Here is a 23,439-nt window from a genome sequence, read left to right on the forward strand (position 1 = left end):
AGCTAGCTGCTCCGAGGCATACGGCAGAAAAAAGAACCCCCGGCATGCCGGGGGTTCTGGTCTTACTCGTCGAGGAAGGAGCGCAGATGCTCGCTTCTCGTCGGGTGGCGCAGCTTGCGCAGCGCCTTGGCTTCGATCTGACGGATTCGCTCGCGGGTGACATCGAACTGCTTGCCGACTTCCTCGAGGGTGTGGTCGGTGTTCATGTCGATGCCGAAGCGCATGCGCAGTACCTTGGCTTCACGTGCGGTGAGGCCGGAGAGCACTTCGCGAGTGGCTTCCTTGAGGCTTTCCACAGTGGCTACGTCAATTGGCGACTGCATGGCCGAGTCTTCGATGAAGTCACCCAGGTGCGAGTCTTCGTCGTCACCGATTGGCGTTTCCATGGAGATCGGCTCTTTGGCGATCTTCAGTACCTTGCGGATCTTGTCCTCGGGCATTTCCATGCGTTCGCCCAGCTCTTCAGGTGTGGGTTCGCGACCCATTTCCTGCAGCATCTGACGGGAGATGCGGTTGAGCTTGTTGATCGTCTCGATCATGTGCACCGGGATACGGATGGTCCGCGCCTGGTCGGCAATGGAACGAGTGATCGCCTGGCGAATCCACCAGGTGGCGTAGGTCGAGAACTTGTAGCCGCGGCGGTATTCGAACTTGTCCACCGCCTTCATCAGGCCGATGTTGCCTTCCTGGATCAGATCGAGGAACTGCAGGCCGCGGTTGGTGTACTTCTTCGCGATCGAGATGACCAGGCGCAGGTTGGCTTCAACCATCTCTTTCTTCGCACGGCGGGCTTTGGCCTCGCCGATGGACATGCGACGGTTGATGTCCTTGATGTCAGCGATGACCAGGTCGCATTCCTGTTCCAGCTCGATCAGCTTCTGCTGGCAGCGAACGATGTTTTCCTTGCGGTTGCCGATGGCTTCGGCGTACTTGCCTTTGCCGGAAGCCAGCTGCTCGGCCCAGTCGAGATTGGTCTCGTTGTTCGGGAACTGACGCAGGAAGTCGGCGCGCGGCATGCGGGCGTCACGCACGCACAGCTGCATGATGGCGCGTTCCTGGGCGCGGATCTGGCTCAGGGCGTTGCGAACGCGCTCGACCAGTGCGTCGTACTGCTTGGGTACGAGCTTGATCGGCATGAACAGGATGGCGAGTGCTTCGAGCTCCTCGACGGCCTGCTGGCTGGCGCGGCCGTGCTTCTTCAGCGCCTTCTTGGCTTTCTCCAGCTGCTCGGCGACTGCGCCGAAACGCATACGCGCGACCTCGGGGTCGGGGCCGCCATCGCCTTCTTCCTCTTCGCTGTCGGAGTCGTCCTCTTCCTCATCATCCTTGTCGTCGGCCGCCGGCTTCGCGGTGGTCTGCGGCGTTTCCGGCTCGACCTCCTGAGGACCAGCGGCGCCGTCGTCGTCAGGGTCGATGTAACCGCTGAGGATGTCAGACAGGCGGCCACCTTCGGTCGTCACTCGCTCATAGTCGGCGAGAATGCTGTCGACGGTGCCAGGGAAGTGAGCGATGGCGCTCATCACTTCGCGAATGCCTTCCTCGATGCGTTTGGCGATTTCGATCTCGCCTTCGCGGGTCAGCAGTTCGACCGTGCCCATTTCACGCATGTACATGCGAACGGGATCGGTGGTTCGGCCGATGTCGGTCTCGACCGCAGCGAGTGCGGCTGCGGCCTCTTCGGCAGCGGCTTCATCGGTATCGGCTTCGGCCAGCAACAGGGCATCGGCATCCGGGGCAACCTCGAATACATTGATACCCATGTCATTGATCATGCGAATGATGTCTTCCACCTGTTCCGGATCGGAAATATCCTCCGGTAGGTGGTCGTTGACCTCTGCGTAAGTCAGGTAACCCTGCTCACGGCCACGCTGGATCAACTCTTTGAGGCGGGACTGCTGTTGCGCTTTTCCGGACATATAACCCTATCCACTGAAGGTTCTGGCGGGCTGAAAACAAGCTGAGCATTATAGCCGAGCTAGGACCTCAGACGCCAGTTGAGGTCGGTGTAGCGGGTATTGCATTACGGCTCAGCAGGTTACGCAGTTGGTCTTTTTCCTCTGCGCTGAGTTCACCTTGGCGAGCCTTACGCAGCAGGCTTTCGAGTCGGCGTTCCCGCTGTCGGGCGGCAAGGCTATTAATGGTGTCGAAAAACTGCTGTTCAAGGTTATCGGCCGAGATCAGCCATTCTTTCTCTGCAAGTGCGCGTAAAAGTCGCCCTTGGTCGGTTCCATGCCAGCGGGCAATCAGCTGCAGGCTGCGCAGCTTCGGGTTCTTCTGCAGCGTGCCAAGCAGAGCAACGAGCAATTGTGCGTATGTGTCGTCTTCTGCGGCGAAATGGCTGACGTCCTCGACCTTCTGTGCTAGCTCCGGATGGTGCAGCAACGTCCGCAGCGTGGTCAGGGTCGGCGGCTCGACGGTAGCTGGCGTACGCGGACCGCGAGGTTTGAAGTCTGGTCGCTGCCCGGATTTTTTCCAGTCTTTCTTCCATTCCTTTTTTTCGCCGCGTTGTGGCTTGGGCGCTTCGGGAGGTTGGAAGAAGTCGGTCTCGGCGTAGTGCGAACCCGTGTCGTAATAGGCGGCGTCGTCGTACTCGACCGAGTTGTTGCTGGGAGCGGTGGTTGGCGCTGCTGCCATATGCTGCAGTGCTTCCCCGTTCAGGCCAGTGATCTCGGTGAGACGCTGGCGCATCAATGCGCGCAGGTTTGCACCGGGAATCTTTTCGATAAGCGGCGCTGCCAGGGTGGCCAAGTGGGCCTTGCCTTCCAGTGAGCGTGGATCGGCTTCGTCGCTCAGTTGTTGGAAGAAGTAATCGGCCAGTGGCTGTGAGTGCTGCTGAATGCGCGCGCGAAATGCATCGGTGCCCTCGGCGCGGACCAGTGTGTCCGGGTCCTCTCCGTCGGGCAGGAACAGAAAGCGCGCCCGGCGGCCATCCTGCAGGTTCGGTAGCGTGGCTTCCAGTGCTCGCCAGGCGGCTTTGCGTCCGGCCGCGTCGCCATCGAAGCAGAACAGCACGCTGGGTACGATGCGGAACAGGCGCTTGAGATGCTCTTCGCTGGTTGCCGTACCAAGGGTGGCCACGGCGTTGCGCAAGCCTTGCTGGGCCAGTGCAATGACGTCCATGTAGCCCTCGACCACCATGATCTCGTCGAGATCTCGGTTGGCCTGCCGCGCTTCGTAAAGGCCGTAGAGTTCCTGGCCCTTGTGGAATACCGGGGTTTCCGGCGAATTCAGGTACTTGGGCTTGTCGTCGCCCAGAACGCGACCGCCGAAGGCGATGACCCGGCCGCGGCTGTCGCGGATGGGGAACATCACGCGATCGCGGAAACGGTCGTAGCGTTTGCCGTTCTCGGCGTTCTCGATCAGCAGGCCGGCGTCGATCAGCGCTTTCTGCTGCAGCGCATCGCCGCCGAGATGCTTCATCAGGTTGTCCCAGCCGGGCGGGGCGAAGCCCAATCCGAAATCCCGGGCAATCACGCCGGACAGGCCGCGGCCCTTGAGGTACTCCACGGCCGACTTGCGGGTCGCGTGGCTTTTCAGGGCTTGGCGGTAGTAATCGGCGGCGGCAGCCAGCAGTGGGTAGAGCGGCGAATCGACCGGCTGGCGTGGCTTGTGTTTGCGGCCGCTTTCCTCGTGGGGGACTTCCATTCCCGCGCGCTTGGCCAGTTCCTCGACTGCCTGGGGGAAGTCCAGCTGGTCGTGGTCCATGACGAAGCCCAGCGCATTGCCACCAGCGCCGCAGCCGAAGCAATAGTAGAACTGCTTGTCCGGACTGACGCTGAACGAGGGTGTCTTTTCCTTGTGAAAAGGGCAGAGGGCGCTGTAGTTCTTGCCGGCCTTTTTCAGTTGGATGCGCGAGCCGACCACCTCGACGATGTCGGAGCGGTTGAGCAGGTCGTCGATGAAGGATTGGGGGATCAGGCCGGCCATAGAGGTATCTGATTACGCTCGCATTGCATGAGCCGGAAATGAAAAAACTCCGGCCTTTCGCCGGCTGGCGAAGCGGAGTAAGCATGCAATGCAAAGCCCGGCCTGAGCCGGGCTTGATGCGACGTCAGCTGTACTGGATTAGTACAGGCGGACGCTGCGGCGCTGCTCGCGCTGCACTTTCTTGGCGTGACGCTTGACTGCAGCGGCAGCCTTGCGCTTGCGCTCGGAAGTCGGCTTCTCGTAGAACTCGCGCGAGCGGACTTCGGCCAGAACGCCTGCTTTTTCGCAGGAACGCTTGAAGCGACGCAGTGCTACGTCGAAGGGTTCATTCTCTTTAACTTTGACAGCGGGCATCCAGGACTTACCTTCACTTGATTACCGGTGGCAACGCGCTTCGGCAATGACTCGCAAGCACGCTGGTTTTAAGGGTTGCGGATGTTACCCGCTCCAATTGCGGAATGCAAAGCCCCTGATCGAAAAGCGCTGGTCGGTCGGACGGCCCGACGATTAATATGCACGGCTTCATTCGCCCTCCGGAAAGGTTGAACCCATGCTGGTGCTGGGGTTGGAAACGTCCTGCGACGAGACTGGTGTCGCGCTTTACGACAGCGAACAGGGCCTGCTGGCCGACGCGCTATTCAGCCAGATCGACCTGCATCGCGTCTATGGCGGCGTGGTGCCTGAGCTCGCCTCGCGCGATCACGTGAAACGCATGCTGCCGCTGATTCGCCAGGTGCTGGAGGAGGCGGGCCGCGAGGCCGGCCAGATCGATGCGGTGGCCTATACGGCCGGTCCCGGACTGGTCGGTGCGCTGCTGGTTGGGGCCTCCTGCGCCCAGGCGCTGGCGTTGGCCTGGGGCGTACCGGCTGTCGGCGTGCACCATATGGAAGGTCACCTGCTGGCACCGATGCTCGAAGCGCAGCCGCCGCAGTTCCCGTTCGTCGCTTTGCTGGTGTCGGGTGGCCATACGCAGCTTGTTCGCGTGGATGGCATTGGCCGGTACGAGCTGCTCGGCGAATCGGTGGACGATGCCGCTGGCGAGGCCTTCGACAAGACCGCCAAGCTGATGGGCCTGCGTTATCCCGGCGGGCCGGAAATCGCCCGTCTGGCCGAGCAGGGCACTCCGGGACGCTTCGTCTTTCCGCGGCCGATGACTGATCGGCCCGGTCTGGATTTCAGTTTCAGCGGCCTGAAGACCTTTACCCTCAATACCTGGCAGCAGTGCCGCAGTGCGGGCGACGAATCCGAGCAGACCCGCTGCGACATCGCGCTGGCGTTCCAGCAGGCTGTGGTCGAAACCCTGACCATCAAGTGTCGCCGAGCCCTTAGGCAGACGGGCCTGACGTCGCTGGTCATCGCCGGCGGGGTCAGCGCCAATCAGTCTCTGCGCCAGTCGCTGGAGCGGATGCTCGGTGAGTTCAAGGGTCAGGTCTTCTATGCGCGGCCACGTTTCTGCACCGACAACGGTGCGATGATCGCTTACGCTGGCTGTCAGCGCTTGCTCGCCGGGCAGCATGATGGTCCGGCGATCACCGTACAGCCGCGTTGGTCGATGGACACACTGCCGGCGATCTGATGAGCGTCAGAGCGGTCAGAAATGCCGTTCCCGGCCGGCGAACAGGTCGCGCACGTTGCTGCGATGGCGCCAGACGATCAATGTGGCGAGCAGGCTCATCGGCAACAGCGCGCCGGGTTGCTGCCAGGCCAGCAGTGGCAGGCATAGCGGCAGGGCGATAAGGGCAGCCAGCGAGCTGGTCCGGGTCAGGCGGAATACCAGCAGCCAGGCGACGATGGCCAGCAGTGCTGCCGGCGGGTAGAGCGCGAGCAGGGTGCCGGCGGCGGTGGCGACCCCCTTGCCGCCACGGAAGCGAAAATACAACGGATAGAGATGGCCGCAGACCGCTGCCAGACCGATCCAGGCCTGTTGCTGGACGGACATGTCCAGCGAGGCGGCCAGCAGTACGGGCAGCAGGCCTTTGAGCAGATCGCCGAACAGCGTGCAGATCGCCAGTCGCTTGCCTGCCAGACGAAGCATATTGGTGGCGCCGGGGTTGCCGGAGCCGCCGGCACGCGGGTCGGGCATTCCGGCCAGGCGGCTAAGCAGTATGGCGAATGACAGCGAGCCGATCAGGTACGCGAGCAAGGTCAGCAGCCAGAACATGGAATCCATCCGGGGCAGGGAGCCTCTGAGTCTAACGGCGCGTTTCGAGCTTGTCGTGCCGCAGGAGAACGTTGCGTGGATACAGTCTTCATCGAAGGCCTGGAAGTGGATACGGTAATCGGCGCCTACGACTGGGAGCGCGGGATTCGCCAGTGCCTGCAGCTCGATCTGACGCTGTGCTGGGACATCCGTCCCGCCGCCGAGCATGACGAGCTGGACAAGGCGCTGGATTACGCCCAGGTCGCGGCGACCATCGATCGCTTTGCTGCCGAAGCTCGCTTCGAATTGGTCGAGACGTTCGCCGAGCGTCTGGCGCAAAAGTTGATGAGCGAGTTCGGCATCGTCTGGCTGCGCCTGCGGGTCACCAAACCAGGCGTCAATGCCCGTGCCCGTGCGCTGGGCGTGGAGATCGAACGCGGATGTCGCTGACCCCCGTCATGCTCGGCCTGGGCAGCAATGTGCAGCGCATCGAGCGCCTGCATGCCGGGCTCGATGCACTGGCCGAGCTGCTGCAGGATATGCGTTGCTCGCCAGTGTTCGAGAGCCTGGCGGTGGGCTATAAGGGCGACAACTTCTACAACCTGGTGGTCGCCGGCTACACCGACCTGCCGCTGACGGAACTGGACCGCCGGCTCAAGTTCATTGAGGCGGACAACGGCCGTTACGCGCCGGATCGCAAGGGGTTGCCGCTGGATATCGATGTGCTGCTGTATGGCGAGCTGGTCGGCAACTTCCATGGCTTGCTGCTGCCGCGTGCGGAGATCCTGAAGAACGCCTTCGTGCTCTGGCCGCTGGCGTTATTGGCGCCGACCGTCAAACATCCCGCTGCAGGCGAGGCCTTTGCCGATCTGTGGGCGCAGTCATCCATCGACCAGCAGCTCTGGCCAGTGCCGTTTCAGTGGCGCGGCAGCGAGCTTACGCCTGCCGATCTGATCCGCAACCATCCTCCACAGCGCGCCTGAATTGCGTTACTGCGAATATTCCCGGCAGTAGATGCTCAGGGCATCGAGACGCGCAGCACCGAGCGCTTTGCCCAGCTCGGCACCTTTGAATCCTTGCTCCAGCAGCGGTTTGACCGGCACGGCACGGGCCGCGCTGGCCGCGCCGTGCAGATAATCGGCTTCGAAGAGCAACGCGCCGGGCGTGCCTGCCAGGGCGCGCATTTCACAAGCCGCGACGAACTGCTCGAAGCGCTCCGGCCGCCGGTAGATGTCGAAATGCTGCAGCATGTCGAGCAGTGCATCGGCATGCAGTTTCTTGGCGTTGAACGCGTCATCGTGATACCTGCCGAGCAGCATCGCCAGCTCTTGGCAATCCCTCGGCGCCTTGCAGCGCTGGTTGAGTGTATCGATGGCGGCTAGACGTGGTTGCTGGCTATCGGCCGACGTTGTGCAGCCAAGTAGCAGGCAGGCCCAGCGTACCGGCAGTGGCTGGGCATGTTCGGCGCACTGCCGAAGCGTGCCAAGCAGGTGTCCACCGGCAGCATTGCCCTTGGCAAAGGTGGCGGCCAGTTCCGGGAACAGCTCGGCCAGCGCATCACAGTCCTGCAGCACCTGAATGAATACTTCCGGCCGCGGCTCCATCAGCGCACGCGAAATCTCTTTCCAGCTGCGCTCCGCCGTCAGCGCCGACAACTCGCCGGAGCGCGCCAGCCGGCGCATCAGCTCAAGCGTCTCGCCGGCGATACGGAAACCCAGTTCGGCATAGCGTGCGGCGAAGCGCGCCACACGCAGAACACGCAACGGATCTTCGGCGAAAGCGGGGGAAACGTGGCGCAATAGCCGTGCCCGCAGGTCGCGCTGACCGCCGTATGGATCAATCAGCTGGCCCTGGTCATCTTCGGCGATGGCATTGATGGTGAGATCGCGGCGCTGCAGATCTTCTTCGAGGGTGACGTCGGGGCTGGCATGGAAGGTAAACCCGCCATAGCCACGACCGCTTTTGCGCTCGGTGCGCGCCAGGGCGTATTCCTCGCCGGTCTGCGGGTGCAGGAAAACCGGGAAGTCCGCACCGACCGGGCGGAAGCCGCTGGCCTGCATTTCTTCCGGCGTGGCACCGACCACCAGCCAGTCGACCTCGGTTACCTGGCGCCCCAACAGACGGTCGCGCACCGCGCCGCCGACTTTATAGATCTGCATGTCCACCTCCGTTGGCGCGGAGGATAAAGGATATCGGCGCTGAGGCTACAGCGTGGCGGGTAAGGAAGGGCCGCGGAGGTGGGCCGCGGCCCACTGTCAGGCGAAGTTCATGCCGGGAAAACGGTTGTCGGTCTCTGCCTCGCTGCTGGGTCTTGGTGGCATGTGATGGGTATTGACCAGCTTGTCGTCCTGCATCGACTGCAGGTGAACATCGAAGCCCCACAGCCGATGCAGATGCTTGAGCACCTCTTCGGTGGACCCGCCCAATGGCTTGCGGTCGTGCTGCATGTGACGCAAGGTCAGCGAGCGATCGCCTCGACGGTCGACGTTCCATACCTGGACGTTGGGCTCGCGGTTGCCGAGGTTGTATTGCGCGGCGAGCAGTTCGCGAATGGTGTGGTAACCGCTTTCATCGTGGATCGCCGGGACCAGCAGCTCGTCCTTGCGGTCATCGTCAAGGATGCTGAACAGCTTGAGGTCGCGGATCACCTTAGGCGAGAGAAACTGCAGGATAAAGCTCTCGTCCTTGAAATTGTTCATGGCGAACTTGACGGTGGTCAGCCAGTCGCTGCCGGCGATCTCCGGGAACCAGCGCTTGTCCTCCTCGGTGGGGTGCTCGCAAATCCGGCGGATGTCCTGGTACATGGCGAAGCCCAGGGTGTAGGGATTGATGCCGCTGTAGTAGGGGCTGTCGAAGCCTGGCTGGTAGATCACGCTGGTATGCGACTGCAGAAACTCCATCATGAAGCCGTCGGTGACCAGGCCCTCGTCATACAGATCGTTGAGCAGGGTGTAGTGCCAGAATGTCGCCCAGCCTTCGTTCATCACCTGGGTCTGGCGCTGTGGATAGAAGTACTGCGCGATCTTGCGCACGATACGCACCACCTCGCGCTGCCATGGCTCCAGCAGCGGGGCGTGCTTCTCGATGAAATAGAGGATGTTTTCCTGCGGCTCTGCCGGGAAACGCTGACTGTCCGCCAACCCATCGCCCTTGTCCGTGCCCTTGGGAATGGTGCGCCAGAGGTCGTTGATCTGCCGTTGCAGATGCTCCTCGCGATCCTTCTGGCGTCGGCGTTCTTCTTCTGCAGAGATGGGGTAGGGACGCTTGTAGCGGTCGACACCGTAGTTCATCAGTGCGTGGCAGGAGTCGAGCAGGTCTTCCACCGCATCGATGCCGTGGCGCTCCTCGCATTGCATGATGTACTGCTTGGCGAACACCAGGTAGTCGATGATCGAGCTGGCGTCGGTCCAGGTGCGGAACAGGTAATTGCCCTTGAAGAAGCTGTTGTGCCCGTAGCTGGCGTGGGCGATCACCAGTGCCTGCATGCACATGGTGTTCTCTTCCATCAGGTAGGCGATGCAGGGATCGGAATTGATGACGATCTCGTAGGCCAGACCCATCTGCCCGCGCTTGTAGTGTTTCTCGGTGTGCAGGAACTGCTTGCCGTAGGACCAGTGGTGGTAACCCAGCGGCATGCCAACCGAGGCGTAGGCGTCCATCATCTGCTCGGCGGTGATCACCTCGATCTGGTTCGGGTAGGTGTCCAGCGCGTAGCGCTCGGCGATGCGGCCGATCTCGCGGTCGTACTGCCGAATCAGGTCGAAGGTCCATTCCGAGCCGGTGGAAATGGGCTGTCGCTTCATGCTGCACACCTCAGCTGGTCATGCGCCGCTGGAAGAGTTCGCGGAACACTGGGTAGATGTCCCCGGCGCTGACCAACTGCTGTTGGGCGAACGCATCGGAAAAGGCTTCTGCGACCTGGTTGTACTCGTACCAGAGCGCCTGGTGTTCGCGCGGGGTGATTTCGACGTAGGTGAAGTACTGCACGAACGGCATGATCTGATTGATCAGTATGTCGCGGCACAGCGGCGAATCGTCGTTCCAGTTGTCGCCGTCGGAAGCCTGAGCGGCGTAGATGTTCCACTCGTTGGCCGGGTAACGCTCGGCCATGATCTCCTGCATCATCTTCAGGGCGCTGGAGACGATGGTGCCGCCGGTCTCCCGCGAGTAGAAGAACTCTTCCTCGTCGACTTCCTTGGCGCTGGTGTGGTGACGGATGAATACCACATCGATCTTGTCGTAGTTCCGCTTGAGGAAAAGGTACAGCAGGATGAAGAAGCGTTTGGCGATGTCCTTGGTGGCCTGGGTCATGGAGCCGGAAACGTCCATCAGGCAGAACATCACAGCCTTGGAGCTGGGGTTGGGATGCTTGACCAGCAGGTTGTATTTCAGATCGAAGGTGTCGAGGAATGGCACGCGTTTGATGCGCGCCTTCAGCCGTTCGATCTCCTCCTCGGTGGCCTTGATGTCGCCGAAGTTGTTCGGCTCCTCAAGACGTAGTCGCTCCAGCTCTGCCTTCAGTGTGCGCAGTTGTGCACGGCTGCTGCCAGACAGCGCAATGCGTCTGGCATGGGCCGAGCGCAGAGTGCGCACGATGTTGATGCGCGACGGGTTGCCCTCGTTGCTGATGCCGGCCCGCACGGTTTTGAAGGTATCGGTGCCGGTCAGGTGACGCTTGACCAGATTGGGCAGCTCCAGGTCCTCGAACATGAAATCGAGGAATTCTTCCTGGGTGATCTGGAAGACGAAGTCGTCCATGCCGTCGCCGCTATTGCTGGCCTGGCCGGCGCCCTGGCCACCGCCGCCGCCCTGCGGCCTGGGGATGCGTTCGCCGGCAACGAACTCCTTGTTGCCCGGGTGGACGATGGTCTGGCGGCCGCCGCGGCCGTGGTGCAGCACCGGCTCATCGATGTCGCGGCCGGGAATGCTGATCTGCTCGCCATGTTCCATGTCGGTGATGGAGCGCCGGCCGACGGCTTCCTCCACCGCCTTCTTGATATGCCCACGGTACCGCTGCAGGAAACGCTGGCGGTTCACCGTGCTCTTGTTCTTGCCATTCAGGCGACGATCGATCACGTAGCTCATAGGCCCTCCGGGCTTGGCTGAAACCATAGGCTTGAAGCTGGAAGCGCGCCGCGATGCTTCCAGCTTCAGGCTTCCAGCCACTTACTGCGATTTACGCACCCGCAGATACCATTCTGACAGCAGGCGAACCTGCTTCTCGGTGTAGCCACGCTCGACCATGCGCACGACGAAATCGTTGTGCTTCTTCTGGTCTTCCTTGCTCGCCTTGGCGTTGAAGCTGATGACTGGCAGCAGGTCCTCGGTGTTGGAGAACATCTTTTTCTCGATCACCACGCGCAGCTTCTCGTAGGACAGCCACGACGGATTCTTGCCGTTGTTGTTGGCGCGGGCGCGCAGTACGAAGTTGACGATCTCGTTGCGGAAGTCCTTCGGATTGCTGATGCCGGCCGGCTTCTCGATCTTCTCCAGCTCCTCGTTGAGCGCCACGCGATTGAGGATCTCGCCGGTTTCCGGATCGCGGTATTCCTGATCCTGAATCCAGAAATCCGCATACAGCACGTAGCGGTCGAAGATGTTCTGCCCGTACTCGCTGTAGGACTCGAGGTAGGCAGTCTGGATCTCCTTGCCGATGAACTCGATGTAGCGCGGCGCCAGGTACTCCTTGATGAAGCGCAGGTAGCGCTCGCGCACCTCGGCCGGGAACTGTTCCTGCTCGATCTGCTGCTCCAGGACGTAGAGCAGGTGCACCGGGTTCGCCGCGATCTCGTGCGGGTCGAAGTTGAAGACCTTGGACAGAATCTTGAAGGCGAAACGAGTGGATAGACCGTTCATGCCTTCGTCGACACCGGCGGTGTCGCGGTATTCCTGAATCGACTTGGCCTTGGGATCGGTATCCTTGAGGTTTTCGCCGTCATACACGCGCATCTTCGAGTAGATGTTGGAATTCTCCGGCTCCTTCAGGCGGGACAGCACGGAGAACTGCGCGAGCATCTTCAGGGTGTCCGGCGCGCAATGAGCATGGGCCAGCGAGCTGTTGGTCAGCAGCTTGTCGTAGATCTTGATCTCGTCACTGACCCGCAGGCAGTAGGGCACCTTGACGATGTAGATACGGTCGATGAAGGCTTCGTTGTTCTTGTTGTTGCGGAAGCTGTGCCATTCCGACTCGTTGGAGTGGGCCAGCAGGATGCCGCTGTAAGGAATCGCGCCGAGGCCTTCGGTGCTGTTGTAGTTGCCTTCCTGGGTGGCGGTCAGCAGCGGGTGCAGCACCTTGATCGGTGCCTTGAACATCTCGACGAACTCCATCAGGCCCTGGTTGGCCCGGCACAGCGCACCCGAATAGCTGTAGGCGTCCGCATCGTTCTGTGGAAACTCCTCCAGTTTGCGGATATCGACCTTGCCCACCAGCGAGGAGATGTCCTGGTTGTTCTCGTCGCCCGGTTCGGTCTTGGCAACCGCGATCTGGTTGAGGATCGACGGGTACAGCTTGACCACGCGGAATTTGGAGATGTCGCCGCCGAACTCCTGCAGGCGCTTGGTGGCCCAGGGCGACATGATCGAGTTCAGGTAGCGCCGAGGAATGCCGTAGTCCTCCTCGAGGATCTGCGCATCTTCGATTGGGTTGAACAGCCCCAATGGCGACTCGAACACTGGCGAGTCCTTGATTGCGTAGAAGGGCACATGCTCCATCAGCTGCTTGAGCTTCTCGGCAAGCGACGATTTACCCCCGCCCACCGGACCGAGGAGATAGAGGATCTGCTTCTTCTCTTCCAGCCCCTGCGCGGCGTGACGGAAGTAGGAAACGATCTGGTCTATGCACTCCTCCATGCCATGGAAATCTTCGAAGGCCGGATAACGGCGGATCACCTTGTTGGAGAAGATGCGCGACAGTCGCGAGTCGACCGATGTGTCGACCAGTTCGGGCTCGCCGATCGCCATCAGCAGGCGCTCGGCGGCGCTGGCATAGGTACCTGGGTCCGCCTTGCACAGATCGAGATATTCCTGGAGGGAATACTCCTCCTGGCGGGTCGCTTCGAAACGTTGTTGGAAGTGGCTGAAAATGCTCATGACTTCACCTCGATCGATGCACGAATAGGCGCGTCATCAGGCACTCTGGGCCCGGCCGAAGTGGCGGCCAGTGGAGTTCCCCCGAACACCTAATGGTCGAAACCCTGAAATCCGTCAGCCGTTTCCCGGCTTCGTTTATTTGGATGGCCTGAACTCAAGGATAGTTCGGATTCGGCAAGATCAAGGGCGGGGAGGGAATTTAGGCGCTGCCGTTCGGCTGTTGATAGCGCCTAGCCCGCGGATGGCGGGCTATCGGGGGGAAATAAATTTTTATGCTTGTTCTTCGCCGCGCTCGACATCGGCCGGATAGGTGTGGCGCCAGAGTTCGAAGCCGCCGTCGAGGCTGTAGACGTCCGAAAAGCCCTGATTGACCAGATAGGCCGCTGCGCTCTGGCTGGAGTGGCCGTGATAGCAGGTGACGATCAGCGGCTGGTCGAGATCGGCGGCGGCAATGAAATCCGGCAGCGAGTGGTTGTCCAGATGCAGCGAGCCGCTGATGTGGCCGTTGGCATAGCTGTGCGGATCGCGGATGTCCACGATTACGGCGCCGCTGCTGCGCATGGTCTGCGCCTGTTCCGGTGGGATGCGTTTGAAGTCGGTCATGCGGGTTTCCCGTGTTCACATTCGCAGCGGTGCATTTCGCCGCTGTCGAGGTTCATCAAGGTCATGGCGTTGCCCCAGACGCAGCCGGTGTCCAGCGCGAAGACGTTCGGCTCGTCGCATTGACCCTCCAGCGCAGCCCAGTGACCAAAGATCAGTTTGACGTTGCGGGTCTTGCGATTGGCGTGGCTAAACCAAGGCGAGTAGCCGGCGGGAGCGCTGTCGGCGCCTTCCTTCGCTTCCAGATCGAGCGTGCCGTCGGCCTTGCAGAAACGCATGCGGGTGAAGTAGTTGGTGATCAGGCGCAGCCGCGGCACCCCGTGCAGCTCCTTGTTCCATTTCGCCGGTTGATTACCGTACATGCCGTCGAGGAACGGCATCAGCAGTGCGTCGTCCTGCAGTGCCTGCTCGACTTCCGAGGCGCGCTTGAGGGCTTTTTCCAGCGACCACTGCGGCGGAATGCCGGCATGCACCATCGCGGTGTGGCGCGCGGCTTCGTAATGGATGAGCTTCTGCTGGCGCAGCCAGTCGATCAGCTCGGTCCGATCCGGCGCGGCCAGAATTGCTTGCAGCGTGTCGGACTTGCGCATGCGCTCTATGTTGTGAGCCACAGCCAGCAGGTGCAGGTCGTGATTGCCGAGGACGGTGATTGCGGACGACCCGAGATCGCGTACGAAGCGCAGTGCCTCGAGCGATTGCGGGCCGCGGTTGACCAGGTCGCCGGCCAGCCACAGGCAGTCTCGCGAAGGGCTGAAGTCGACGCGCTCCAACAAACAGGTCAGCGGTTCGAGGCAACCCTGCAGGTCGCCGACGGCATAGGTCGTCAATGCAATGCTCCGGGTACGGCCAGGCGGAACGGCGCAATGAGCGCATCGAAACTGTGACCATCCTCGGCCAACATCTCATAGCTGCCTTGCATGCTGCCGACACAGGTGGCCAGCAGCGTTCCGCTGGTGTAGACGTGGTGTTCGCCTGGTGCGATCAGCGGCTGCTCGCCAATGACGCCGGCACCGCGCACTTCCTGCACCTGGCCGTCGCCATCGGTGATGATCCAGTGTCGCGACAGCAGCTGCGCCGCCACCTCGCCATTGTTTTCGATGGTTACGGTGTAGGCAAAGGCATAGCGGTTTTGTTCCGGCTCCGATTGCGCGGCCAGATAGCGAGGCGTGACGCTGACGTCGATGCGGTAGCGGTTATCGTCGGACATGAGTCTGCTCGCTGTTGAAGGCAGGGTAGAGACTGAAGCCTCAGCTGCGTTCTGTCAGTTGGTCGGAAAGGCGAACGAAGGCCGCCAGATCCAGTTGTTCGGGACGCAGGCTGCCATCCACATCCGCCGCTGCGATGGCGTCGGCGTCCAGCAGCCCCTTGAGGGTGTTGCGCAAGGTCTTGCGCCGTTGGTTGAACGCCTCGCGCACTACGCGCTCCAGTTGATGGTGATCGCGCGCTGGATGCGGCAGCGTCTCATGTGGCACCAGGCGAACGATCGCCGAATCGACCTTTGGCGCCGGGTTGAACGCACCCGGACCGACGTTGAACAGGTGCTCTACCCGGCAGTGATACTGCACCATGATCGACAGTCGGCCCCAGTCGCCGCCGCCCGGCAGCGCGGCCAGGCGTTCGACCACTTCCTTCTGCAGCATGAAATGCATGTCGCGGATCAGGTGCGCGTGGTCGAGCAGGTGAAAGATCAGCGGGGTAGAGATGTTGTAGGGCAGGTTGCCGACGATTCGCAGGCTGTTCGGCTCTGCGCTGAGGCGACCGAAGTCGAACTTCAGCGCGTCGCCCTGGTGCAGATTGAAGTTCTCGCGCCCAGCGAATTTGCCCTGCAGGATGGGGATCAGGTCGAGGTCGAGCTCGACGACATCCAGATGCGCGCCGCTGTCGAGCAGTCCTTCGGTCAATGCACCCTGGCCTGGGCCGATCTCCACCAGTCGCTCACCCGGTTTGGCATGAATCGCCCGCAGGATGCGGTGAATGACGCCAGCGTCGTGCAGGAAGTTCTGGCCAAAGCGCTTGCGTGCGCGGTGCTGATAATCGGACATCGGGGCTCCAGGGCGCAGCTTGAAGCCTGAAGCTCAAAGCTGAAAACGAATAAGGCGCGTATTTTAGCAGGCGAGGGCGACAAGAAGATCGTTCGAGCCGCGTGGGGTGCGTGCTAGCTCTGGCTGCCGACCATCTGGTAGGCCGTTTCCAGTGCGACCCGCAGGCTGCCTGTGTCGATCTTGCCGCTGCCGGCCAGATCCAGCGCGGTGCCATGATCTACCGACGTGCGAACGATCGGCAGGCCCAGGGTCACGTTGACCGCGGCACCGAAACCCTTGTACTTGAGTACCGGCAGGCCCTGGTCGTGGTACATCGCCAGCACTGCATCGCAGAACTCGAGATTTTTGGGGGTGAACAGCGTGTCGGCTGGCAGCGGGCCGATCAGATCAAGCCCCTCGTCACGCAGCCTGGTCAGCACGGGCTCGATGATCTCGATTTCTTCGCGGCCCAGGTGGCCGCCCTCACCCGCATGCGGGTTCAGCCCGCAGACAAGAATACGTGGTTGGGTAATGCCGAACTTGCTGACCAGATCGTGGTGCAGGATTCGCGTAACCCGCTCCAGGCGCTCCGCGGTAATCGCTGCGGCGACATCCTTGAGCGGCAGGTGGGTGGTGACCAGCGCGACACGCAATCCGTGCGTGGCCAGCATCATGACCACCTGCTCGGTGCGGGTCAGCTCGGCGAGAAACTCGGTATGGCCTGAAAAGGGGATGCCGGCCTCATTGATCACACCCTTGTGCACCGGCGCGGTGATCATGCCGGCGAAGCTGCCGTCGAGACACCCGTTTCCAGCTCGGGTCAGCGTTTCCAGTACGTAGTGGCCGTTGCGCGCGTCGAGCTGGCCTGCGATCACCGGTGCATCCAGGGGAGTATCCCAGACATACAGACAGTTGGCCGGCGGCGGTTGGCTTGGCCAGCCATGTGGCCCGACTTCCCGCAGCTCAATCGTCAGCCCCAGTTGCGAGGCGCGCTCTGCCAGCAGCGAACAACTGGCGATGGCTACCAGGATCTGAGGCTGGGCCTCGCGCGCCAGCAGCAGGCATAAGTCCGGGCCGATGCCGGCCGGTTCGCCGGGGGTGAGAACGAAGGGACGGGGAGCGGTCATCAGGCTTCTCTCTGCATGGCGTGTGGCGTTCAACCGCCTGAAATGAAAACGGGGTGGCGACCCTTCGGCCATCACCCCGCATTCCTGTTGCTTGTAGGTACAGCGTGAAGCTTAGAGCTTGATCTCGACGTAAGCTTCGTCGCGGATCTGGCGTAACCACGCCTGTAGCTCTTCGTCATACTTGCGGTTGCGCAGCAGGCTCAGCGCCTGTTGCTCGCGGAACTGCTCACTGGCGTCGGTCGCGCGGCGGCCGAGCACCTCGAGGACGTGCCAGCCGTAGGGCGACTTGAACACCGGGGACAGTTCGCCGCTTGCCGTATTGGCCATGACTTCGCGGAACTCGGGCACCAGAGAGCCCGGGTCGATCCAGTTCAGGTCGCCGCCGTTGAGCGCCGAACCAGGGTCTTCGGAAAAGCTCTTGGCCAGCTCGGCGAAGTCTTCGCCAGCGCTGATGCGATCACGCAGGCGCTGCACCAGCAGGCGGGCCTCTTCTTCGCTACGGATTGCGCTGGGCTTGATCAGGATGTGGCGGACATGCACTTCGTCGCGCACCTGCGTTTCGCCTCCGCGCTTCTCCAGCAGCTTTACCATGATGAAGCCTGGCGGCGTGCGGACCGGTTCGGTGACCTCGCCAACCGACAGCTCGCGCACGGCAGTATCGAAGGGCGGTGGCAGCTGAGCCGCTTTGCGCCAGCCCATGTCGCCGCCTTCCAACGCGTTCTCGCTACCGGAGCGCGCGACGGCCAGGCGAGAGAAGTCTGCGCCCTGCTGAAGCTGCTGATAGGTATCCATGGCAGCGCGTTCGGCGGCCTGGATGGTTGCGGAATCCGCAGCTTCTGGTACCGGGATGAGGATATTGGCCAGGTGGTATTCCTCGGACAATTGCAGCTTGCCGAGGTCGGAGGCCAGGAAGTTCTGCACTTCCTGGTTGGACACCTGAATGCGTTCCGCCACTCGACGCTGACGCACGCGGCTGATGACCATCTCGCGACGGATCTGCTCGCGGGCCGTTTCCAGGCTCAGGCCGTCGCGCACCAGAGCTTCACGAAACTGCTCCGGCGACATGTTGTTGCGCTGGGCAATGGTGCCCATGGCCTGATTGAGTTCTTCATCGGAAATGCGTATGCCGGAGCGCTCACCGATCTGCAGCTGCAGGTTCTCGGTGATCAGGCGCTCCAGCACCTGCTGTTGCAGGACGTCCATGGGCGGCACATCGGCGCCGCGCTTGTCGATGGTCTGCTGAACTTCGCGAATACGCTGTTCGAGCTGGCTTTGCATGATGACGTCGTTATCGACGATAGCCACCACGCGGTCGAGGGGTTGAACCTGGGCGAGGGCTGCAGACGCGAGGCTCGCGCCGCTCAGCAGCAGAGCGCCGAGCGCGAGCGGGCGCAGTACTTCAGAAAGCTTGATCTTCACGTTCACGGTAGCCTTGGATGCCTTCGTCGAGGAAAGTTTCGGTCGCATTGCCGACTACGCCGCCGAGCCCTTTGAGCACGATCTGCAGGAAGATGCCGTTATCCGGCTCGTCGTTGCGATCAGGGTTGAGGCTGGTCTCGTCGTAGTCGATCCAGTAGCGATTGATCAGGCGCAGTTTCCAGCAGCAGCTGTCGTACTCGAAGCCACCGAAGGCTTCCAGGGTACGGCTGCGGCTGTAGTCGTGCTGCCAGCGGGCGATGACGCTCCATTGCGGGACGATCGGCCAGATGACGGAGAAGTCATGCTGGTTGATCTTGTAATAGTCCTTGATGTACTCCGGCGTGCCGGGGGTGCCGTAATCGCCACCATAGGTCCACTCGCCAGTTGCCTGGTCGAAACGCATGGTGTCGTTGCGATAGCGATAGCCGACGTTGACGATCTTGCCGGGATTGTCCGCTGGCTGGTAATGCCACATGGCACTGCCGGAGCGGGTGCTGTGGCTATCCGGATCCCAGTTGAAGGTCGAGGTGAAGCGCCAGTCGCGGTTGTAGCGATACATGTATTCCAGCGCATACGGCGATACGTCGGAGGTGGCGTTGGAGCGGGTGCGGTAGTCGATACCGCGCAGCTGCACCTTGCGATCCTCGAAGTAGAACGCCTGGCCGATGCTCAGGCGCTGGCGCTCGAAGCCGTTGGGCTCGACCCAGCGACTGGTTACGCCGAGCGATACCTGGTTTGCATCGCCGATACGGTCCTTGCCGGAGAAGCGGTTTTCGCGCCACAGCGATGAATAGCTGAAGCTGCTCTCGCCGGTATCGAAGATCGGGATGTCATCCTGATCCTCCTCGGGAACGTAGAGATAGAACAGGCGCGGTTCCAGTGTCTGGCGATAGTCCTTGCCGAACCATTGGGTATCGCGGTCGAAGTACAGTCCGCTGTCCACGCTGAAGATCGGCACACTGCGGTTCTGGCTGCTGTCGAACGATTCGTAGTTGGCCAGTGTGCTCTGGCCACGGTCATCCAGGTCCAGGTCGTACTGCGTATAGGCATATTTCAGCGAGGGCTTGAGGAAGCCCCACGACCAGTTCAGCGGCAGGCTGACGCCCGGCTCGAGATGTATGCGCTCGCCCTCGGCGCGCGTCAGGCCACGCAGGCGATCGTCGTACCACTGCTCTGGGTTGCCGTCTTCGTTGATGAAGTTGCCGTCGCGCAGGCTGCGCTGGAAGCTGACGAACTCGGTCTTGTAGGCGAAGTTCAGACCGCCTGGCTGGAACGGCAGGCGTCCATCCAGGGTTAGCTGCGGCAGTCGCTCATACGGGGTGATGTCGGCGACGGTGGCGCGCTCATAGGCGTGCATGTTGAGGCGTGCGGTATAGGTATTGCCGCGGTAGGTAAGCGTACCGCGCTGATCGAGGTGATCCGGCTGATCGATATCCAGATTGGTGTCCAGATCCTGGAAGTAGTACGGATCGCTGAGATCGGTGTAGTCCACTTCGGCGAGCCAGCGCGAGTCCAGCCCGGTACGGTTCTGCCAGCTGTACATCCAGCGCTGGTCTTCGTACTCGGACTGCAGTTCGCGGTCGTCGTTGCTGTCGTCCAGGTAAGCCGCGCCGAACTGGCCCTCGCTGCTGCGGGTCAGGTAGCGGAACTCGCCTTCCATCAGCAGGCCGCGGTCGGTCATCAGGTGCGGATACAGCGTCGCGTCGAAGTTCGGCGCCAGGTTGAAGTAATAGGGCGTCTGCAGCGAGAGGCCGGTATCGCTGGACGAGCCGATGCTCGGCGCGAGAAAGCCCGACTGGCGGCGATCGTCGATGGGGAAATGGATGTAGGGGGTGTAGAACACCGGGACATCCTTGACCCGCAGCGTGACGTTGGTGGCCGAGCCGAAGCCCGTGGCCGGGTTCAGCGTGACGTTGTTGCCTTGCAGGTGCCAGCTGTTTTCGCCGGGCTCGCAGCTGGTGTAGGTACCGTCCTTGAGGCGAATGATCGCGGTTTCTTCACGCTTGGCGTATTGCGCGCTGCCACGCACCTTGCCGGAATGCACGACGTACTCGGCGTTTTCCACCTTGGCTTCGCCGCTGTCGAGGAAGATCTCGGCGCGATCGCCGACCAGCAATGCATCGCGGTCGCGGAAGCGCACATTGCCGGTCAGCTCGCCGCGATTTTCCAGCTGGTGCAGGCTGGCTTCGTCCGCCTCGACCTGAATGCTGCCCTGACGCAGCAACACGTCACCGGCGAGGGTGGCGACTTCCTGTTCCTGCTCGTAGCGGGTGGCTTTGGCCGACACATAGGTCGGCGCTTCGCTCATCGGGGTGGTGTCGAACTTGCCGGGACGGTCTGGCTCGACATAGGTGCCGGCGCAATAAGGACCGGTTTCGGCGAGCTGAGCCGGGGTCAGCTGCTCGCGCGGAACCCAGTCGAGATGGCTGTAATCGGCGCTGCGAGAGGCGAGGGCGCGGCCCTTGCTTTCGGTGACCAGCTTGGTCGTCGCCGTTGGCGCTTGCGCCTTGCTGCTCGTCGACTTGGCGGTGCTCGATGTGCTCACGGTGCTGCCGCTGTGTACCGGGCGCGGTGGCAGGGTCTGACTGGCTTCATTGGACGCGCAATTCCAGCCGCCGGAGGCGTCGGGCTGGCAAGCGAACTGTTCGGCTGCGAAGACAAAAGGTACAGCTACCGGTTGCAATGCAAGCAGACCGCCAGTAACCAGTAGAGGGAATTTTTTACGAAACGCGGGGTATTTGACTGCCATCTTGTTTTTTGGTCCGTGCTTGCGGCGAGCCATCGGCCGGCTGGGCCGCACGCCTCTCGATGGGCTGAGAAAGATGCAGGATAATAAAGCATGACCCGCCTATCGGCTAGCGCCGTGGAGACCCCCTGGATGCCGCATCAAGATCAACGTCTGCTGGACCTTAGCGCCTGGCTGGAACAGCTATTACCCGAAGTCTTCGTCCGTTGCGGCTGGGGCGAAGTGCCGGCGGCGCAGCTCACTGCGGCCAGCAGCGATGCCAGCTTCCGCCGTTACTTCCGCTGGCAGGGTGGCGAGCGCAGCCTGATCGTGATGGACGCACCGCCGCCCCAGGAAGACTGCCGACCCTTCGTCAAGGTCGCGCAGATGCTGGATCAAGCGGGCGTCCATGTGCCGCAGATACTGGCCTCCGATCTTGAGCGCGGCTTCCTGCTGCTGACCGATCTGGGCCGCCAGACCTATCTGGATGTCATCGATCAGAGCAATGCCGAACAGCTGTTCGAGGATGCCGTGGAGGCCTTGCTCAAATTCCAGCTGCATCCGGTGGCGCAGCCGATGCCGGCCTATGACGAGGCGCTGCTGCGCCGTGAACTGCAGCTGTTCCCCGAGTGGTATGTGCAGCGCCACCTTGGCCACAGCTTCAGTGAAGCGCAGCAGGCTGCGTGGGAGCGTATCTGTCGGCAACTGATCGACTCGGCGCTGGCGCAGCCACGGGTGCTGGTGCATCGCGACTACATGCCGCGCAATCTGATGATCAGCGAGCCCAACCCTGGTGTACTGGATTTTCAGGACGCGGTGCTCGGCCCGGTCAGCTACGACATCACCTCGCTGTTCAAGGATGCCTTTCTCAGCTGGCCCGAAGCGCAGGTGCGGGCGTGGCTCGAAGGCTACTGGCACAAGGCGCGCGCTGCTGGCGTCGCGCTGCCTGATACGCTCGAAGAGTTCTTGCGTGCCAGTGACCTGATGGGGCTGCAGCGCCACCTCAAGGTGATCGGCATTTTCGCGCGCATCTGCCATCGCGACGGCAAGCCGCGTTACCTCGCTGACGTGCCGCGCTTCTTTGCCTATATCGAGGCCGTGCTGGCGCGCAGACCGGAGCTGGCCGAGCTGCAACAGCTGCTGGCAGAGCTGCCGCAGGCGCCGCACGCATGAAGGCGATGATTCTGGCCGCCGGCAAGGGCGAGCGGCTGCGCCCGCTGACGCTGCACACGCCCAAACCCTTGGTTCGCGCCGCCGGCGTGCCGCTGATCGAGTACCACGTTCGCGCGCTGGCCGCCGCGGGTTTCGAGGAACTGGTGATCAACCACGCCTGGCTCGGCCAGCAGATCGAAGACTATCTGGGCGACGGCAGCCGTTTCGGCGTGACCATCCGCTATTCGGCCGAGAGTGAACCCCTGGAAACCGGCGGCGGGATTCACCGGGCGTTGGAGCTGCTCGGCGATGAGCCGTTCCTGGTGGTCAACGGCGATATCTGGACCGACTACGATTTCGCCCGGCTGAGACGGCCGCTTCACGGGCTCGCGCATCTGGTGCTGGTGAACAATCCGCCGCACCACCCCCAGGGCGATTTCAGCCTGGGCGAATCGGCCGTCACGGAGCCCGAGGTCAATGGTGACGCGCTGACCTACAGTGGCATTTCCGTTTTGCATCCTGCGCTGTTCGATGGCTGCCAGCCGGGTGCGTTCAAGCTGGCGCCGTTGTTGCGCCGCGCCATGGCAGATGGGCAGGTGTCCGGCGAGTGCTTTGGCGGGGCCTGGATCGACGTGGGTACCCATGAGCGTCTGGCGGAAGTCGAGCAACTACTGGAGGCGCGACGCTGACATGTTCTGGCCCATCACGCTGTTGGGGCTGCTGATCGGCTGGTTGCTGGCCAGCATTCCGGGGGCTTTGCTCGGCGGTCTGCTGGGTCAGGTGCTCGATCGTCGTCTGGGACTCGATTCCTGGGCCAGCCTGCGTGCGCGCCTGGCCGGCAAGCCGGTGCTGCAAGGCCGGGATTTGCTGTTCTTTCTGTTGGGGCGTCTGGCCAAGAGTGGCGGTCGCGTGAGCCCGGCGCATATCCAGGCCGCACGTGACGAGATGCGCCGGCAGGGGCTCGATGCCGCCGCGCAGCAGCAGGCCATCGCCGCCTTCAACCGCGGCAAGTCGAGCGGTGACGGCCTGCGCGATACCCTGCAACGGCTGCGCAGCCAGCGCGAGGAAAGCCGCCGCCTGATCCAGGCCTGCTGGCGCATGGCACGTGCGCAGGGAAGCATGGGCGCACGCGAGCACGAGCTGGTGCTGCTCTGGGGCAAGTGGCTGGGTTGGGATGCTGCCGAGGTGGCCGCGCTCGATCCGGGCGCGACCCGACGCAAGGAGGCGCCGGCCGGTCGG

General features: G+C 62.3%; 21 protein-coding genes. 6 read left to right on the forward strand and 15 right to left on the reverse strand.

What is annotated here, in order from left to right:
- Positions 1 to 62: 62 nt before the first annotated feature.
- From rpoD to rpsU, 3 genes are all read right to left on the reverse strand, one after another.
- The gene (gene rpoD / locus LO50_RS08375) at positions 63 to 1,916 is read right to left on the reverse strand and encodes an RNA polymerase sigma factor RpoD (protein ID WP_044314693.1); all 1,854 of its coding nucleotides are present in this window, start codon (positions 1,914 to 1,916) and stop codon (positions 63 to 65) included.
- A 67-nt stretch (positions 1,917 to 1,983) separates the two neighbouring features.
- Positions 1,984 to 3,927: a DNA primase gene (gene dnaG / locus LO50_RS08380; RefSeq protein WP_044314694.1), complete on the reverse strand. Its 1,944-nt coding sequence runs from the start codon at positions 3,925 to 3,927 to the stop codon at positions 1,984 to 1,986.
- Between the two features lie 138 nt (positions 3,928 to 4,065).
- Positions 4,066 to 4,281, reverse strand: coding sequence for a 30S ribosomal protein S21 (gene rpsU / locus LO50_RS08385; RefSeq protein WP_003296736.1), 216 nt, complete (start codon positions 4,279 to 4,281; stop codon positions 4,066 to 4,068).
- A gap of 196 nt (positions 4,282 to 4,477) precedes the next feature.
- Here rpsU and tsaD point away from each other — a divergent pair, with 196 nt between their 5' ends.
- Positions 4,478 to 5,503, forward strand: a complete 1,026-nt coding sequence (tsaD, locus tag LO50_RS08390; protein ID WP_044314695.1) for a tRNA (adenosine(37)-N6)-threonylcarbamoyltransferase complex transferase subunit TsaD — start codon at positions 4,478 to 4,480, stop codon at positions 5,501 to 5,503.
- A gap of 15 nt (positions 5,504 to 5,518) precedes the next feature.
- Here tsaD and plsY read toward each other — a convergent pair whose 3' ends face one another.
- A complete protein-coding gene (plsY, locus tag LO50_RS08395) occupies positions 5,519 to 6,088 on the reverse strand; it encodes a glycerol-3-phosphate 1-O-acyltransferase PlsY (RefSeq protein WP_031297964.1) in 570 nt (189 codons plus the stop codon).
- A gap of 75 nt (positions 6,089 to 6,163) precedes the next feature.
- On the opposite strand from plsY, the gene folB reads away from it, so the two are divergent.
- The gene (gene folB, locus LO50_RS08400; RefSeq protein WP_044314696.1) at positions 6,164 to 6,517 is read left to right on the forward strand and encodes a dihydroneopterin aldolase; all 354 of its coding nucleotides are present in this window, start codon (positions 6,164 to 6,166) and stop codon (positions 6,515 to 6,517) included.
- Positions 6,508 to 7,050: a 2-amino-4-hydroxy-6-hydroxymethyldihydropteridine diphosphokinase gene (gene folK, locus LO50_RS08405; RefSeq protein ID WP_041015149.1), complete on the forward strand. Its 543-nt coding sequence runs from the start codon at positions 6,508 to 6,510 to the stop codon at positions 7,048 to 7,050. The genes folB and folK overlap by 10 nt, the downstream gene beginning before the upstream one ends.
- A gap of 6 nt (positions 7,051 to 7,056) precedes the next feature.
- Here the strand turns inward: folK and LO50_RS08410 are convergent, their stop codons facing one another.
- The 11 genes from LO50_RS08410 to LO50_RS08460 all read right to left on the reverse strand — a co-directional run bounded on the left by LO50_RS08410 (position 7,057) and on the right by LO50_RS08460 (position 21,072).
- On the reverse strand, positions 7,057 to 8,226 hold the full coding sequence (locus tag LO50_RS08410; protein WP_044314697.1) for a multifunctional CCA addition/repair protein: 1,170 nt from the start codon (positions 8,224 to 8,226) through the stop codon (positions 7,057 to 7,059).
- A gap of 96 nt (positions 8,227 to 8,322) precedes the next feature.
- Positions 8,323 to 9,870, reverse strand: coding sequence for a SpoVR family protein (locus LO50_RS08415; RefSeq protein WP_044314698.1), 1,548 nt, complete (start codon positions 9,868 to 9,870; stop codon positions 8,323 to 8,325).
- 10 nt (positions 9,871 to 9,880) lie between these two features.
- Positions 9,881 to 11,152, reverse strand: coding sequence for a YeaH/YhbH family protein (locus LO50_RS08420; protein WP_014821685.1), 1,272 nt, complete (start codon positions 11,150 to 11,152; stop codon positions 9,881 to 9,883).
- A gap of 81 nt (positions 11,153 to 11,233) precedes the next feature.
- Positions 11,234 to 13,156, reverse strand: a complete 1,923-nt coding sequence (locus tag LO50_RS08425; RefSeq protein ID WP_042924561.1) for a PrkA family serine protein kinase — start codon at positions 13,154 to 13,156, stop codon at positions 11,234 to 11,236.
- 270 nt (positions 13,157 to 13,426) lie between these two features.
- Positions 13,427 to 13,759, reverse strand: a complete 333-nt coding sequence (gene glpE / locus LO50_RS08430; RefSeq protein ID WP_003300975.1) for a thiosulfate sulfurtransferase GlpE — start codon at positions 13,757 to 13,759, stop codon at positions 13,427 to 13,429.
- Positions 13,756 to 14,583, reverse strand: a complete 828-nt coding sequence (locus LO50_RS08435) for a symmetrical bis(5'-nucleosyl)-tetraphosphatase (RefSeq protein WP_044314699.1) — start codon at positions 14,581 to 14,583, stop codon at positions 13,756 to 13,758. Before LO50_RS08435 ends, glpE begins: the two co-directional genes overlap by 4 nt.
- Positions 14,580 to 14,963, reverse strand: coding sequence for a Co2+/Mg2+ efflux protein ApaG (gene apaG, locus LO50_RS08440; protein WP_023445891.1), 384 nt, complete (start codon positions 14,961 to 14,963; stop codon positions 14,580 to 14,582). The genes LO50_RS08435 and apaG overlap by 4 nt, the downstream gene beginning before the upstream one ends.
- A gap of 40 nt (positions 14,964 to 15,003) precedes the next feature.
- Positions 15,004 to 15,798 (reverse strand): 16S rRNA (adenine(1518)-N(6)/adenine(1519)-N(6))-dimethyltransferase RsmA, encoded by a 795-nt coding sequence (gene rsmA, locus LO50_RS08445; protein WP_014821680.1) that lies wholly within the window; start codon positions 15,796 to 15,798, stop codon positions 15,004 to 15,006.
- Positions 15,799 to 15,911: 113 nt separating this feature from the next.
- Positions 15,912 to 16,904: a 4-hydroxythreonine-4-phosphate dehydrogenase PdxA gene (pdxA, locus tag LO50_RS08450; RefSeq protein ID WP_044314700.1), complete on the reverse strand. Its 993-nt coding sequence runs from the start codon at positions 16,902 to 16,904 to the stop codon at positions 15,912 to 15,914.
- A 111-nt stretch (positions 16,905 to 17,015) separates the two neighbouring features.
- On the reverse strand, positions 17,016 to 18,323 hold the full coding sequence (locus LO50_RS08455) for a peptidylprolyl isomerase (RefSeq protein ID WP_044314703.1): 1,308 nt from the start codon (positions 18,321 to 18,323) through the stop codon (positions 17,016 to 17,018).
- Positions 18,304 to 21,072, reverse strand: a complete 2,769-nt coding sequence (locus LO50_RS08460) for an LPS-assembly protein LptD (protein ID WP_044314704.1) — start codon at positions 21,070 to 21,072, stop codon at positions 18,304 to 18,306. The genes LO50_RS08455 and LO50_RS08460 overlap by 20 nt, the downstream gene beginning before the upstream one ends.
- Before the next feature lie 129 nt (positions 21,073 to 21,201).
- Here LO50_RS08460 and LO50_RS08465 point away from each other — a divergent pair, with 129 nt between their 5' ends.
- The 3 genes from LO50_RS08465 to LO50_RS08475 all read left to right on the forward strand — a co-directional run.
- Entirely contained in the window at positions 21,202 to 22,221 is a 1,020-nt protein-coding gene (locus tag LO50_RS08465) for an aminoglycoside phosphotransferase family protein (RefSeq protein WP_044314701.1), read from the forward strand.
- Positions 22,218 to 22,889 (forward strand): N-acetylmuramate alpha-1-phosphate uridylyltransferase MurU, encoded by a 672-nt coding sequence (gene murU, locus LO50_RS08470; protein ID WP_014821675.1) that lies wholly within the window; start codon positions 22,218 to 22,220, stop codon positions 22,887 to 22,889. Before LO50_RS08465 ends, murU begins: the two co-directional genes overlap by 4 nt.
- Before the next feature lies 1 nt (position 22,890).
- A partial coding sequence (locus tag LO50_RS08475; RefSeq protein ID WP_044314702.1) for a tellurite resistance TerB family protein occupies positions 22,891 to 23,439 on the forward strand: 549 nt, incomplete at its 3' end.

Origin of the sequence: Stutzerimonas stutzeri, assembly GCF_000935215.1 — a bacterium.
Classification (GTDB): Bacteria; Pseudomonadota; Gammaproteobacteria; order Pseudomonadales; family Pseudomonadaceae; genus Stutzerimonas.